General features: G+C 56.0%; 8 protein-coding genes. 4 read left to right on the top strand and 4 right to left on the bottom strand.

Translation table 11 applies throughout. The features are described from left to right. Positions 1–177 precede the first annotated feature (177 nt). The 3 genes from OSO_RS43565 to OSO_RS0114725 all read right to left on the bottom strand — a co-directional run bounded on the left by OSO_RS43565 (position 178) and on the right by OSO_RS0114725 (position 4,814). On the bottom strand, positions 178–681 hold the full coding sequence (locus OSO_RS43565; protein ID WP_010584031.1) for a CinA family protein: 504 nt from the start codon (positions 679–681) through the stop codon (positions 178–180). A 56-nt stretch (positions 682–737) separates the two neighbouring features. Further along, entirely contained in the window at positions 738–3,797 is a 3,060-nt protein-coding gene (locus OSO_RS48005) for a protein kinase domain-containing protein (RefSeq protein ID WP_010584030.1), read from the bottom strand. A gap of 285 nt (positions 3,798–4,082) precedes the next feature. Further along, on the bottom strand, positions 4,083–4,814 hold the full coding sequence (locus OSO_RS0114725; protein ID WP_010584029.1) for an RNA polymerase sigma factor: 732 nt from the start codon (positions 4,812–4,814) through the stop codon (positions 4,083–4,085). 381 nt (positions 4,815–5,195) lie between these two features. Here OSO_RS0114725 and OSO_RS48000 point away from each other — a divergent pair, with 381 nt between their 5' ends. Together OSO_RS48000 and OSO_RS47995 are read left to right on the top strand one after the other, a co-directional pair. Further along, positions 5,196–8,006: an SUMF1/EgtB/PvdO family nonheme iron enzyme gene (locus OSO_RS48000; RefSeq protein ID WP_010584028.1), complete on the top strand. Its 2,811-nt coding sequence runs from the start codon at positions 5,196–5,198 to the stop codon at positions 8,004–8,006. Between the two features lie 379 nt (positions 8,007–8,385). Next, complete coding sequence (locus OSO_RS47995; RefSeq protein ID WP_050986112.1) at positions 8,386–9,048, top strand: hypothetical protein; 663 nt, start codon at positions 8,386–8,388, stop codon at positions 9,046–9,048. A gap of 127 nt (positions 9,049–9,175) precedes the next feature. Here the strand turns inward: OSO_RS47995 and OSO_RS0114710 are convergent, their stop codons facing one another. Beyond that, on the bottom strand, positions 9,176–10,225 hold the full coding sequence (locus OSO_RS0114710; protein WP_010584026.1) for a C45 family autoproteolytic acyltransferase/hydrolase: 1,050 nt from the start codon (positions 10,223–10,225) through the stop codon (positions 9,176–9,178). Positions 10,226–10,920: 695 nt separating this feature from the next. Between OSO_RS0114710 and OSO_RS0114690 the strand changes: the two genes are divergently transcribed. Together OSO_RS0114690 and OSO_RS0114685 are read left to right on the top strand one after the other, a co-directional pair. Next, a complete protein-coding gene (locus tag OSO_RS0114690) occupies positions 10,921–12,348 on the top strand; it encodes a DUF2252 domain-containing protein (RefSeq protein ID WP_010584024.1) in 1,428 nt (475 codons plus the stop codon). A gap of 51 nt (positions 12,349–12,399) precedes the next feature. Then, entirely contained in the window at positions 12,400–13,584 is a 1,185-nt protein-coding gene (locus tag OSO_RS0114685; protein WP_010584023.1) for a hypothetical protein, read from the top strand. Positions 13,585–13,631: the final 47 nt, after the last annotated feature.

The following is a 13,631-nucleotide window of genomic DNA, read 5'->3' as shown; positions in this document are numbered from 1 at the left end:
TTGTCGATCATACGTCAGTATGCAGCCTGTTGAAACAGGCTGGCCGACAACTTGGCATTCACGATGCCCTGGCGCTGATGAGTCTGGGCGAAGTCAGTCTCTGCGATTTCAAATTGGCCGTGAAAAGTTCCTCACCGCCGTTGGCTCGAATTCCAATCGGCGAACAGCGGCGAACGTTCACGCGTGGAGACATCGCGCGGCCAGGCTAAGTGCGGCCAAAATGGTCTTGCTTCGAACTTCGTCTCGACTCAATGGTCCGAATTCGTGCTTTTCGTGGGCGACAGGAACGTCATCACCTGACTGTGAGACGGCGATGTGAACAAGCCCCACCGGTTTCGTGGGGCTGCTGTCGGGACCGGCGACACCTGTGGCGGCAATACTGAGTTGCGCATGCCCCCCGGCCCGCCGCAACGCACCAATCGCCATGGCGATTGCGACCGGTTCGCTGACCGCACCGAATTGCTCAAATAGACTTTTGGCGATGCCCAATTCCTGTTCCTTCGATTCGAAGGAATAGACGATGAAGCCGCGATCGACCACCCGCGATGCACCGGGGACTTCAGTCATCGCCGCGGTGATCAGGCCGCCTGTGCATGATTCGGCAAAAGCGATGCGAATATTCCGGGCGACCGCCAGGCGAATCAGTTCGGCCGCGGCTTGCAGAATTGCTGGCGAGAACATGATCAGCGGGTTCCTGTCGTCAATGAATCATGGCAAGACGGATCGACAACGTGACGTCATCGTGTGGCGGCTTTCATGGTGCCGACAACGCGAAAGCCGAAGGTTGGATCGCGATCATTCGGCGAGTACTTCGAGCGTGCCGCGGATCGGCTGTTCCGTGGTGGGCTGTCCCTGGTCGAGCCGCGATGGACTTTGGATGTGCCCTGCAGCGGGCCGATCGGATCGAGAGTCTTTCCGGCAGCATAAGTATCAATGGAATACCAGTCGGAACACCACTCGGTGACGTTTCCTTGCATGTCGAACAGGCCCCATTTGTTGGGGCGCTTTGATCCTCCTCTTGTCATTTGTCCGTTCCATACGTACTGACTGATGTCAGGCAAATCACCGTCCCAGAACACGATCGTACTTGTTCCGGCTCGGCAGGCATATTCCCACTCGGCCTCTGTGGGCAGGCGATAGCTCATTCCCGCAGACACTTCTTCGGGTCGAGCCGACAGGGCTTCGCAAAAATTATTGGCATCAAACCAGGCAATGTTGTCGGCGGCAAAATCGCTCTGTTCCGCTGGGGCGGGATTTTCGCCCATGATCGACGTGAACTGTTGTTTTGTCACCTCATACGTGCCCAGCCAAAACTCTTTGGTCAGTCGGACTCGACGCGACGGTTGTTCATCCGGTTGTCGGTAGTAGTCGCTGGGCTGACTGCCCATGATGAATTCACCGGGGGGGATGAGCTTGAGTTTCATGCCGATGCTGTTTGTGTAGTCGACCGGCTTACCGATTTGCTGCGCGATGGTGGCCTGATCGCCTCTTTCAAGCGGTGGATCGAGTTCAGGTACGGAAGGCGGCGGTGGCTGAGGTGGAGTTGTCGGTTCGTCGGTGATGAGTCGCCTCTGTGTGACCGTATCGTAGATCGCGGGAAACTGAGATGGATTCCCGCTTGTCTTCGGAAGCGGGCGAGCTTTGAACAGATTCACGATGAGCAGCGCCGAAATGCCCACGACGACCAGTGCTGCGACGCTAATGGGTGACCGATGTCGACCAAGCCAGCCACCGGGTTTGGATCGTGCGTTAGCGGCATTGAGCCGGACGTCGAAGGGATGTTGTAGTTTGACCAGTCTCCGATAGTGGGCTTGAATCTTCGCAATCGCTGCTTGGATGTTGGCGACTCGTTCATCCTGCGCTGCGAGTTGGGAACGGATCGCTGGCTCTTCAGGCATTCCCTGCGTTTTGTCCACGACGGCTGCCAGTTCATTCCGTGCCGTCGTTGCGTCGGTGACGAGATTTTCAAGAGCGTCCCGACGAGTCTCATAAGCGGCCATTGCGCTGCGAAGTTGTGCTTGCCAACTCAGCAGTTCTGAGACGGCTTGTGGTGACGTCGATTGGAATTTGCCTCGCAGTTGTTGCCACCAATGCTGCCAGGGCGGTCCCGCAGCGGGATTCATCGTCTCGACGAGAGGAAACAGAGAAGAGATCTTGGTGACGTTGTCCGCTAACAGGATGTCGAGATCGGACAGTTCATCGTCGTTCAGCAGGGATCGCATTCGAGTGGCGAAGGCGAAGGGCAATGGGCGTTGCTCGCGAAATGCCTGTAGGTCAGTCAGCACTTCTCGTGCGGACTGATATCGTTCCGCAGGATTTTTCTGTAAGAGTCTGGTGACGATCGTCGTCAGTTCTTCTGGGACATGCGGTGCGATGTCAGAGAGTGAGCGAGGCGTCTCGTAGACATGCTTAAAGATCAACGCGGTGGCATTTGACGCCTGGAACGGAAGTTGTCCGCTCAGGATGCGATACATCAGTACGCCCAATGAATAGAGATCCGATCGACTGTCGATGTCGTGCCCGCGTCCGGCTTCCGGTGAAAGATAGTCGACGGTTCCCAGGACGACTCCTGTGGCGGTGATGTCGTTGTGCGAACCATCGATCAGTTTTACAAGACCGAAGTCCGCCAGCAGCGCGCGTTGCCCCGTCCCATCGATCAAGATATTGCTGGGTTTGATGTCGCGGTGGACAAACCCCAGCGAGTGGGCTCGCTCGAGCGCGAGCAAAATCTGTTCGACCAGTGTCACGGACGTCTTCACGTAAAGCTTCTTCTTGTCATTCAGCCAGGTGGCCAACGACATGCCATCGACGTACTGCATGGCAAAGTAGTGGTGTCCCAGGTCTTCGCCGATAAAGTAGATTTGGATGATGTTGGGATGGATCAGGCGCGCGGCCGCTGTTGCTTCGGCTTGGAAACGTCGAACGAAATCGCGTTGCCGGGCCAGTTCGGGCGGAAGAACCTTGATTGCGACCGTGCGATCCAGCGATCGATCATAGCCTCGATAGACGTCTCCCATTCCGCCATGCCCAAGTCGTGCGTGGACTTCAAAATGTCCAAGTTGCCGAAAGGGCAAATCGTCATCGCGGTGTGCGGGATTGAGTCTTGCAGTGGGGCGAACGGAGACATCGCCAACGGCTTCGCTTGGTCCATGTAAGAACGTTCCTGTCCGTGGCGTGTCTCCCATCACACCGAATTGTGTGCCCGGTTGATCGCGGCTCGCGGTCGAGGCGTCGTGCCGTGTTTCGCACAGGCGGTCCAAGGACGCGAGCAGCGACGATGCCGAGTCGAATTGGGATCGTCCGTCTGCCTCGAGCAGTTGCTCCAGCAAGGGGCGGAGTTCGGAAGGAACGAGCGACTTGACTTTGAGGCTCCTGAGGTAGGCCATCGCAGTCTGGGCTGTGAGCATTTGGCAGAAGACATTTCCCAGCGCGAGCAGGTCGAACGATCGGGGATCGGCTGAAATCCCTGCCACTTTCAGTGCTGCGCGGGCCGATGAATGCTCGGTGGGCAGCGTCCGTGGCAATCGATGCAATTGCTCGATGGGCCAATGGAGAAGGTCGTGCAAATTTCCCGTCGAGACGCTGTCACTCCGCGGGCCAAGTTCGATTCCTTTGACACTGACCATGATCGAGGCCGTGGAGATTCCGAGATGCAGGTCACCCTTTGCGTGCAGCTCGACGACCTGGCGGGTCAGAGCCTGAAGGAACCGCAACGCGCCCTGTGATGAAACCGATGTGCCACCTGACAAGATGTCAGACAGCGACTGTCGAGAATCCAGCCCGATCCCCGCATCCATGTTTCCTCTCCAGCGGTCGCGAACGATTCATCAAACACTTTTCTGATGGACCTTGGCAGGGACCATGGGACGCGCCAACACTCGAGGCGGGCCCTGCTTCATTGATGTCACCTCACCAGCCAATCCGTAGAAAGAAATTTTCATTTGTGGTGTTCTCGTCAAATTTGTTTCTGGTATCGCAATGGTTTGCGACGATCATTGTTGATTCAGAACGATGTCGTTTGGGGGCAGTCGTTCGCAAATCCGTCGCTGACGTGGTCGAGAACTCGTCAAACTTGATCGACGCTATTTCATGGCCTTGCGGACGGCGGCTTCAAGGCCCCCTTGTTGCTTCAAGATGTCTGCCAGCCGGTGCCATTCATGCGTGAATTCGTCATCAAGGTCCGCAAGTTCGGTATACGATGCGGCATCTTTGCGAACGAGAAGTTCAAGCCGTTCGGTCAGCCGTTGCCGCGCATGGCGAAAGTAGTTGTCGACGTCGGTCGTCTTCAGTCCTAGATCCGCCGCGATGTCTTTGACTGGCAGATCTTCGCAGATGCGGGCATGCAGTACGCGAAAGTAGTCTCCTTTCCCTTCACGATGATAGTCCGCCATCAGCGAGTTCACGGCTGCAGTCAGGAGTTCCTCGGCCCAGACATCATAGAAAAGATTCAGTTCTTTTTGAGGAACGACCGCACTTGGATCGACATCCTGTTCGAATGGCTGAATGGATCGCTTGGCGGTAGTGTCGCGGCTTCGTACCGAATTCCAGACCACGTTGCGAATCACGGTGCATAACAACGTTTTGAATCGCGCGTTGGGAGCTGAGAGCCAGCTTTGTAACAGTGATTTGCGATGCAGGGTTTCAAACACTTTCGATGCGACGTCTTCCGCGTCGGTCATTTGAAGATTGCCAAGTTGCATGGCAAATCGACAGGTGGCGCGCCAGTAGGTTGCGACGAAGCGTTCCCATGAAGCCGCATCTCCCGTGACAACGACTCTCTGAATCAGGGTGAATCGAGTGTCTGGAAAAGCCATGCCGAGGGGCTCCTCACCTGCGTGATGGAAATTTTTCAGAAAATCGCGGCCACACTCAATTTGTTGTACGAATTGGTGGGCTTACGGAAATTAAAGAGTTGAGTTTACGCACACGCGGCGTTTCTTAGGTGCCCTAAAAGATGTTAGTTCTCTACAAAACATGGTTCAAGCGAGGTTTCCGATGAGCCTGAAGAGAGGTGAACAGGCACTCTTTCCCGGTTCAATTGGAATCCACAGTGCATCGACGAAGAGCATCCTTTGCTTTACTGCGGGAGTATGAGCCAACCCCCGGCCTGTGAACGATTGCACCTGATTGTTGACACACCCATTTGGATGATCACATAAATCCTGTTCCGAGCAAAACGAGAAGAAGGTTTTTTCATGTCGACTGATGCGATCTGTCAGGAATGTGGTGCACTGATTCGAGTGGAAAGCGGCCATGACGGCCCGCGTCTCACTTGTAATGTGTGTGGCGCCGTCGCATCGAATCCCGCTCACCCTGACGCGTTGACGCCCGACAGATCCGGTCGGGTGTCTTCCAGCAAGCCGGGCCGAGCGAATGCCGCTGCACAGTGGGACATCGAGAGCGTCATCGGGGCCATCATGATTGCGTGCCTGGCGATCGTGGCATTGTCCTTACGTTTTGTGTTCACGTCTCCGCCTTCAACCATTCTTCGAGACCAGATCGACCCGTATGTGAATTCGGTTGCAGCGCGTCCGTCAGCGATGGGGCCATCCGCGGGGAGCGGGGCGTCTCCGGGTCAAAACTCGATGAGGCCCGTCTCTGCCCTCGCGTCGCCGAGTCACATCCGAACACAACTTGAATCTGCGAAATCGGAATTGATCAAGAATGGCCAGTCCGAGCTTTTCTGCGCGCAGTTGCAAAGCGTCGCGGCGGATCTTCCTGAGCTCGCGTTGAGCCCATTGGGAGATGAGGTGAAATGGAATCCGTGTCTGTTGCCCGAGTACGACCTGAGCGCCTTTCGATTTACTTCGTCGCTGGACGGACCGGGTGATTTGTTCTGGTGTTTTGCCTCGATCTACAAACCCCGCAATTTCGGAATCATCCCTGCAGATGGCTCGCTGCCACCGATTCAGGAAGGAGAACTTCTCGACGGTGAACGTCTGGAAGGACTTGATGTTCCGGTTCAATCCACGATCTTGGCACATCAACTTCTTGGTGGGCGCATTGAACCAAAGAAAACATATGTCGTCTATTTCGTACCTGCGTCATCGGCCATGTTCCCACTGCGAATTGCGATGCGATTGCTGCCGGCCAAAAACTACCACGATCAGAACGTGGGGGCCGAACGTGTCCTGCGTTTGCTCGGGATCAATCGTGTGTCGAAGCCGAATCCGACGCCTGGAAGTCTGATGCTGACGGGGCACACGGATGAGATCGTGGGGCATCAGTGGAATCCTGCAGGGGGCCTGATGTCGATCGATTCAGACGGAAACCTTCACACGTGGGATATGAGTACCGGACGGATCAATTCCAGAACCAGTATTGGCGGGCCGCTGAATCAGGCGTTGTTCACCGCAGAGGGGCGTCGTGTCGTGCTGCTGGGGCATCCCTCCTCGTCTGTTTCGGTCTGGGACTTGGGTACGAATGAAATCTCAAGTGTGATGCCTCAGCACCAAGGTCAACCCCTGCAGGGTTGTCTTTCGCCCGATGAAACCTGTGTCTATGTCATGTACGAATCCCCTGCGAATGCGAAGCAGGTGGGTTTCGAGCTGGTCAAATGGTCGCTCGATGAAAAGCAGATGTTGGCTCGATGGCAAGTGGATGGAACGCGAGGTTGTCATCTTCAATTGTCGCCCACCGGCCCCCGCGTGCTCGGCTCGCAGATGGACACTGGGGGGACTGGCCAGGCGGTCAGTCTGACCTGGGTGCCAGATTTGTCGGGCGCACCCGAGATCACGACATTGCCGGGTGCGCAGGCCGTCAGTGCCGTCTCCCTTCAGAAGGGAGCACACGAACTGCTCGTCGATTTCTTCGGCGTTGTGTCGTTGATCAATACCAAAGATGGAGTCATCGAGTACACCGCAACGCTGCCTCACAAAATGGATGCGGCATGCCCGTTGACCGACGATCGTTATGTGGCGATCGTCGGTCGCAGTGGTTCGGTTCAACTGCATGATACGAAATCGCGTCAGACCTGCATGACATGGGTTGGGCATGACGAGTTCGTTCGAAGCGTCAGTCTTTCGCCCAACGGAAAAACGCTGGCCTCGTTCGGTTCCGATGGTGTGATCCGGTTGTGGGATGCCACGCAACGTGACCGCCTCGATCGTGATCCCAGCCCGATCCTTGATTCGCAGCAGCACGAGCTGAAGTTGATTCCCGCCGCGGATTTCGAAATGGGAAGCAGCAGCAGTGATCACGAGACCACAAAGTTTCTGGCGCATCATTGTTACCGGTTGATGGAAGGTCCGCCGCATCGGGTCCGTATCTCTCGTCCCTTCTACCTTGCCTCGAAAGAGGTCACCGTCGGGCAGTTTCGAAAGTTCGTGGAAGCGACAGGTTATGTGACGAATGTGGAAGCGAATGGCATTGGGGGCCAAATCGTCGAGAAATTGAGAAACGGATTTGTTCGAAAGAAAGAGCTGACCTGGCGATCGCCGGGATATCCTCAAACCGACCAACATCCCGTCGTGCAAGTCACATTTCAGGACGCAGTGGCGTATTGCCAATGGCTGTCTGACGTCGAACAGGCAACATATCGATTGCCAACGGAAGCCGAATGGGAATTTGCCTGCGGGGCCGATCCGCGTTCCCAGTGCCCGTTCGTTGTCACCGAACAGAATCAATCGCGCTGCTTCAACATTGCAGACGCTTCGATCGTTGATGCCATGGGCGAGTTTTTCTCCGCGTCCAAATGGAATGACGGACATGCGTTCGCGGCGACCGTTGGCAGTTATTGGCCGAATCAGCATGGCTTATTCGACATGCTCGGAAACGTTTGGGAAATTTGCGCTGACGACTGGTCGGAAAATTACAATCACTGGGTGCCGTCGGACTCGGTTGTCACAGACCCCTTACATCGCGGGGGGGGAAGACAGCTTTGTCGCGGTGGCAGCTTTTATTCCTGTGTTCTGGACGCACGCTCCGGCCGTCGTGATTACATGGAGCTGTATGAGTCGGAAGTCGATGTCGGCTTCCGCGTCGTGCGAGAAATCTCGTCTCTCTGAACGGGATGTCGACAGAGTCTTTCCCTAAGTTGCCCACACTGTCTGTTTCATCACCCCTGTGAATAGAAACTGTTTCACGATGCCGCGGTCGCAGCGAGATGGGCATGACGTTCGTTCACCGGCCGTGTTCGAAGACGGCTTTCACTTCTCGGCGGAACGCAAATGCCCTTGACGTGTTTTCGGGGCGATCATAGTGTCCGCGGTTCACCTCTTTTGGTGTGGTCACCTGCTGTCGCTCAACACAGGTGATGATTGAAATTGTGTGTGCCTTTCAAACGATCGAATCGCCGAGTAAAGCGGTGTGTCGACATTCGTCGGTGCGTTTTGTACAGATTCCGGGCCTGTTGTTCATTCCATTTTCATGTCACAGGTTGGGACAATGCAGCGTCGACAATTTCTTTCTGACGTGCTGAAGCATGCCGCTGCGGGTGCCGCTGTCGGCAGTCTTTCCGGCTGCGGAACGTTGTTGTATTCCGAGCGTGTCGGACGTCCACACACGCACCATATCGACTGGAAAGTCGCGGCGATGGACGGCTTGGGCTTGCTGCTTTTCTTCGTGCCGGGGGTGATTGCGTTTGTCGTGGACTTCTCGACCGGGGCCATCTACTTGCCGCCCGAGTCGATTGATCCGGGTTATGCCCCCAGTGCTCGAGCTCCCCGGCCGATCGTTCCGCAGCCGCAAGGCGCTACGGTGCCCGTCCCCTATGAGGAGCTTTCACCGTTCGACACCACGTCCAACGATCGCGTGTCAACCGCCGGTCCATTGGTGTCGTCGGCCGCATCGCGGACAGATACCCATTCCGTGAATAAGAGCGTCGTCCTGCGACGTGTGTCACTGACCCGCGCGCAACTGCAGCCGGAAGAACTGGAAAAGGTCGTCGCCGAACATGTCGGGCAACCGATCTCATTGAATCATTCCGAAATTCGATTGAGCGAGCTGTCTGGTATTGATGAGTTCAACAAACAAGTTGATCGACATCACGCGGACCGCAGTTTCGGCCAGACTGTTCGCTCGTTTTTCGCGAAACGGAAACGCGTCTGACGGCTGCCGGGACCTCGGGGCACAGGGGCCTTGTGCGGGCTGGTCCTCAAGCCTCGTCCACAGACTCGCTGGACGTCTTGCAATCCGTTCGACCAGAGGGCGACCGCTAGTCGAATCGTCGAACTTCTCAGGTGTTCAATTCATAGACTTCATACGGTTTGTCACACGGGGTACCGCGCGCGACGTGCATCCGGCGTGCGGTCGGTTCAATGATGACTGAGAAGACTGTTTGCCAATGTCCAAACCCTGGGTCGTCGTTTGCATGTCGGCACAGTGATCGGGGCAAGTCGTCATGGTTCCTGAGAATTTTCTGCAGCCGCGGCACGGTATTCGGGGTTTCCGACAGCAATCGATCAATCCGATCGAGTCGCGGGCGTGATTGAATCAGTTCGGGAAATTGCGCACTGATTTCCGCGAGCGCCGGGTGTCTGCAGTGATTGGTGTGCGTGACGCGTCCCTGGGAATCGGCAGTTAGCAGGTACACGTCGTCCATGGTGACTTCCAGATCGGCCGCACCTTGGGGCGTTGCCAGCATGATGTTCGCCGGGATGGCGCGATGGGCCCTCTGGACGGCGTGGATTGCTCCGTCCAGTGACTTCGATTCATAGATTCCGCGGACGGTGAAATAGTGTGGCACACCGATGGGCCTGCTGGGAGCGGGCAAAGTGTTCAAGCAGACTCCGATGCCGGACTCGTTGAAACCGATGTAGGCAATCAGTCCCGCCTGGGTGATATTGATCAGCGCCGGCTTTCCGGTTGGTCGGCGTGTGAGCACGACGGTAAATGGATCGAGACCGGGATCGTTATCCCAGTTCTGGGCCAATAAAGGGCCTTGGCCACCGATTGCGTTCAGCGATATCGAACTGCACCCGGCTTCGGGTTCGTTTTGCAATTGATTTCGAATCTGCAGCATCATCAGTTCGCGAACATCCAGGCCCGCTGCGAGTGCCATTCCTTGCAATTCTTCGCACGAATCGGGGCTGTAATTCTTGGCGAACTCCCACGACTCTGAGACCGTGTCGTCCACCTGACGTTGCGAAACACGCATTGTCAGGCGGACTCGTTCGAGTGCCGTCGACACGAACTCGCGAATCAACTCACGAGCGGCTTCGCCAAATTGTTGTCCCATTTCGCGTGGCGATCCTGCCACATGGAATTCTGGATAGCGCGCGTTCATCACCGGTTTCCCTGGTACGTCAATTCGGATTCGCTTGGCCCACAATGTGCCCTCCGGTGGTTGTAGATCTGAGCCGCCGTCGACGCCAGTGTCTGATGGCCGTCGAGTCGGAGGTCATCGCGTTGTGTTTGAGCCTGGGTCAACGTCAGGGAACTCTGCAGCTGCCGCGATGGGACGTCGTCATTCCGTTGTGGCGTGCGAGAACGACATTTGTGCCGCGTCAATCATCGGACGATCTCGGACGAGTGAAACTGACTGCCGACGTTGTTTCGGTCACGGGATCTTGTTGTGGAACAGTTTGGCGCTCTGTAGGCTCACGGGTGTGTCATCCACAGCATACATCACGTCTTTGCTTCGACATTCTCGTGTCATTGCTCCATTGTTCGGAACCGGGCATCGCTCCGTCTCTTTGTTTGTCGCACTGCGATGTTCGAATCCCTTTCCCATTCAAAGGTCGCGTTCAGAAACGCAATGTGGTCATTTGTCGGATCCGATTCTTGGCGTCGCGACGTGGAAACTGACATTTCTCTGCATTGATCCCATGGGGCATATTGAACGCATGGCATTCGTCGCAAATAAGGACTAACCGACTGGCATCGAAATCATGGAAAAAGGACCGCGTTGCGCGAGTCCTCTCGGCGTAGGAAGAGGAAGAGAAACAACCGTGTGAAATCAACTTTGAAAAGGCGCTGAACATGGGGAAAGAAAAGAAATCCGCAGGATCGGAGACAGAATCGTTGTTCGAGACCAGTTCGTCGCTGGGGACATTTTTCACGCACGACGAATTCCGCCAGATGGGGAAAGCTCGACGCGACAGTTGTCCCCGGGAATCTCACGCGGTGTGGCAGCCATCGGACCAGCGTCCCGATCCACTCAAATTGCTGACAGAATCGAGCGAGGGGCGGGTTCCACACCTGATTCCGATTCGATATGGCCGGATGCTGCAGTCGCCTTTTACGTTTTTTCGAGGCGCTGCCATGAGCATGGCCGCAGACCTCTCGACAACGCCAACAAGCGGGATGCGGGTGCAGGCGTGTGGCGATTGTCACCTTTGCAACTTCGGTGCCTTTGCCACGCCCGAACGGCGCGTGATCTTCGATATCAATGATCTCGACGAGACATTGCCCGCCCCGTGGGAATGGGATGTCAAACGGTTGGCTGCCAGCTTCGTACTCGCCAGTCGCGACAACGGGCATCGCGAAGACGATGCAAGAGACGCTGTCCTCTCATGTGTTCGTTCGTATCGCGAACGGATGGCCGAATACAGCGAGATGCGGACGATGGATATCTGGTATGCCAGCATCGACGTCGAAAAGTTGATTCCAAAGATTCAGGATAAGGAGGCGCAAAAACGAGTTCAGGCACGCCTGACCAAAGCACGTGAGCGAAGTGTGCTGGAGCACGATTTTCCGGAACTTGTGACGACTGCGGGGATGACACCGCAAATCAAGGACAATCCCCCATTGATTTATCATCAACGTGAACTTGGACGGGACGAGTTTGCTGAAACTGTTCAGAACTCATTCGCAGCGTATCGCGAGACGCTGCCAGAGCATCGACGTGTATTGCTGGATCGCTTCAAGTTGATGGATCTGGCCGCCAAAGTGGTGGGTGTCGGCAGCGTTGGAACGATCTGTGGGGTCCTACTGATGATGGCCAGCGATGACGATCCGTTGTTTCTGCAGCTCAAACAAGCCCGCCCGTCGGTGCTTGAGCCGTACGCCGGGCGAAGTGCCTACGCCAACCATGGCGAACGGATCGTGGTTGGACATCAATTGATGCAATCGGCCAGCGATTTGTTTCTGGGATGGACCGAAGGCCGTCTCGGTCGTCAGTTCTACTTTCGGCAACTGAAGGACATGAAGATCAAGCCCATCGTCGAAGTCTTTACAGCAAGTGCGATGCGGCAGTATGGCGAACTGTGTGGTTGGGTTCTGGCGCATGCCCACGCACGTTCGGGCGAGCCGATCAAGATCAGCGGCTACTTGGGGAAGGGGGATAAGTTCGACAAAGCCATTGCGGAATTCGCCGTGGCCTACGCCGACCAGACGGAACGCGATCATGCCGTTCTGATCAAGGCGGTCCGCGCAGGAGAAATTGAAGTCTTCGTGGAAGACGTCTGATGTGCATCTGTTTCGGGGTGAGACTGCTAGAACGCCCGTAAGGACGAATCGATGGACAACGTGCAGGCAGTGGGTTCAGAGGCGGAGTTCTCGCTCGTACGCGGAGGGCCGTTCTATCAGTGCCTGCTGTCGATGGGCCTTGTCCGGTCGCCCCTGGGGTGGCTTCATCGTCGGATTGCGGCCTGCGTGGCTGTCACATGGCTGCCTCTCGCCTTGTTGACGACTTTGGCGGGGACTTTCTCGGGTGGTGTCGATGTACCGTTTCTGACGGACCTTGCCAACGCACGGTTCTTGCTTGCCGTTCCGATGTTGCTTGGTGCCGAACTTGTTGTTCACAAGCGAATTCGGGACCTGATCGAGCAATTCACCAAACGAGAATTGATCGGCCCTGCGGATCGTCCAGGCTTTGAGTCGCTCATTGCCTGGACGATGCGATTGCGGAATTCCGCGGTTGCCGAACTGATCCTGGTCGTCATCGCCTATACGGGCGGCACCGCCGCATGGCAATTCTATGGAACGTTGCCGGGGACCAGTTGGTATGCCACGCCGATGGATGGGAAATTGACGTTGACGCTGGCCGGCCACTGGCTTGCGTGGATCAGTCTGCCGTTGGCACGGTTTATCATCCTTCGCTGGTACTATCGACTTTTCCTGTGGTACCTGTTTCTGTGGCGAGTTTCACGTGTTCGATTGAACCTCGATCCATTGCACCCGGATCGCGCAGGAGGGTTGGGATTTCTGGACGAAAGCGCGACCGCATTTGGTCCCGCGCTGATGGCGCAGAGCGTCTTTTTTTCGGCCATGATCGGTAACCAGATTTGGCATCTCGGTGCGAAGTTACCCGATTTTCAGCTGGAAATCTTGGGGTTCGTTCTGGCCATGTTGATGGTAGTTCTGTTCCCGCTGATGTTCTTTACCAACCAAATGATTGAAGTCAAATTTGAGGCAAGCCATGTTTACGGCGAATTGGCGAGCCGTTACGTCAGTGCGTTTCGGAAGAGATGGCTGACGGGGGCCGCCCCTGAGGGGCAGGAACTACTCGGGGCCGCCGACATTCAGTCGCTCGCAGATTTGGGGAACAGTTACCAGGTCGTTAATGAGATGCGCGTGGTTCCGGTGGACAAAGCGGTGATTTTGAAGTTGGCGATCGAGATCTCGATTCCATTGCTCCCGCTCCTGCTGACGATGGTACCTCTCAGCGAACTCCTGACAAAGTTGCTTCAACTTCTCATGTAGCCGTGGCGTATGAGATCGTCTTCGCACGAAAGCGTGAATCGTTTACA

The organism is Schlesneria paludicola DSM 18645, from assembly GCF_000255655.1.
GTDB lineage: Bacteria > Planctomycetota > Planctomycetia > Planctomycetales > Planctomycetaceae > Schlesneria > Schlesneria paludicola.
The sequence above is the reverse complement of the archived record's forward strand: the minus strand, read 5'-3'. Positions and strand labels throughout refer to the sequence as shown.

Bases quoted from the DNA above. Each gene is read 5' to 3' on its own strand.
- OSO_RS48000 (WP_010584028.1), top strand. From the start codon at position 5,196: ATGTCGACTGATGCGATCTGTCAGGAATGTGGTGCACTGATTCGAGTG.
- OSO_RS0114685 (WP_010584023.1), top strand. From the start codon at position 12,400: ATGGACAACGTGCAGGCAGTGGGTTCAGAGGCGGAGTTCTCGCTCGTA.
- OSO_RS0114690 (WP_010584024.1), top strand. From the start codon at position 10,921: ATGGGGAAAGAAAAGAAATCCGCAGGATCGGAGACAGAATCGTTGTTC.
- OSO_RS48005 (WP_010584030.1), bottom strand. From the start codon at position 3,797: ATGGATGCGGGGATCGGGCTGGATTCTCGACAGTCGCTGTCTGACATC.
- OSO_RS43565 (WP_010584031.1), bottom strand. From the start codon at position 681: ATGTTCTCGCCAGCAATTCTGCAAGCCGCGGCCGAACTGATTCGCCTG.
- OSO_RS47995 (WP_050986112.1), top strand. From the start codon at position 8,386: ATGCAGCGTCGACAATTTCTTTCTGACGTGCTGAAGCATGCCGCTGCG.
- OSO_RS0114725 (WP_010584029.1), bottom strand. From the start codon at position 4,814: ATGGCTTTTCCAGACACTCGATTCACCCTGATTCAGAGAGTCGTTGTC.
- OSO_RS0114710 (WP_010584026.1), bottom strand. From the start codon at position 10,225: ATGAACGCGCGCTATCCAGAATTCCATGTGGCAGGATCGCCACGCGAA.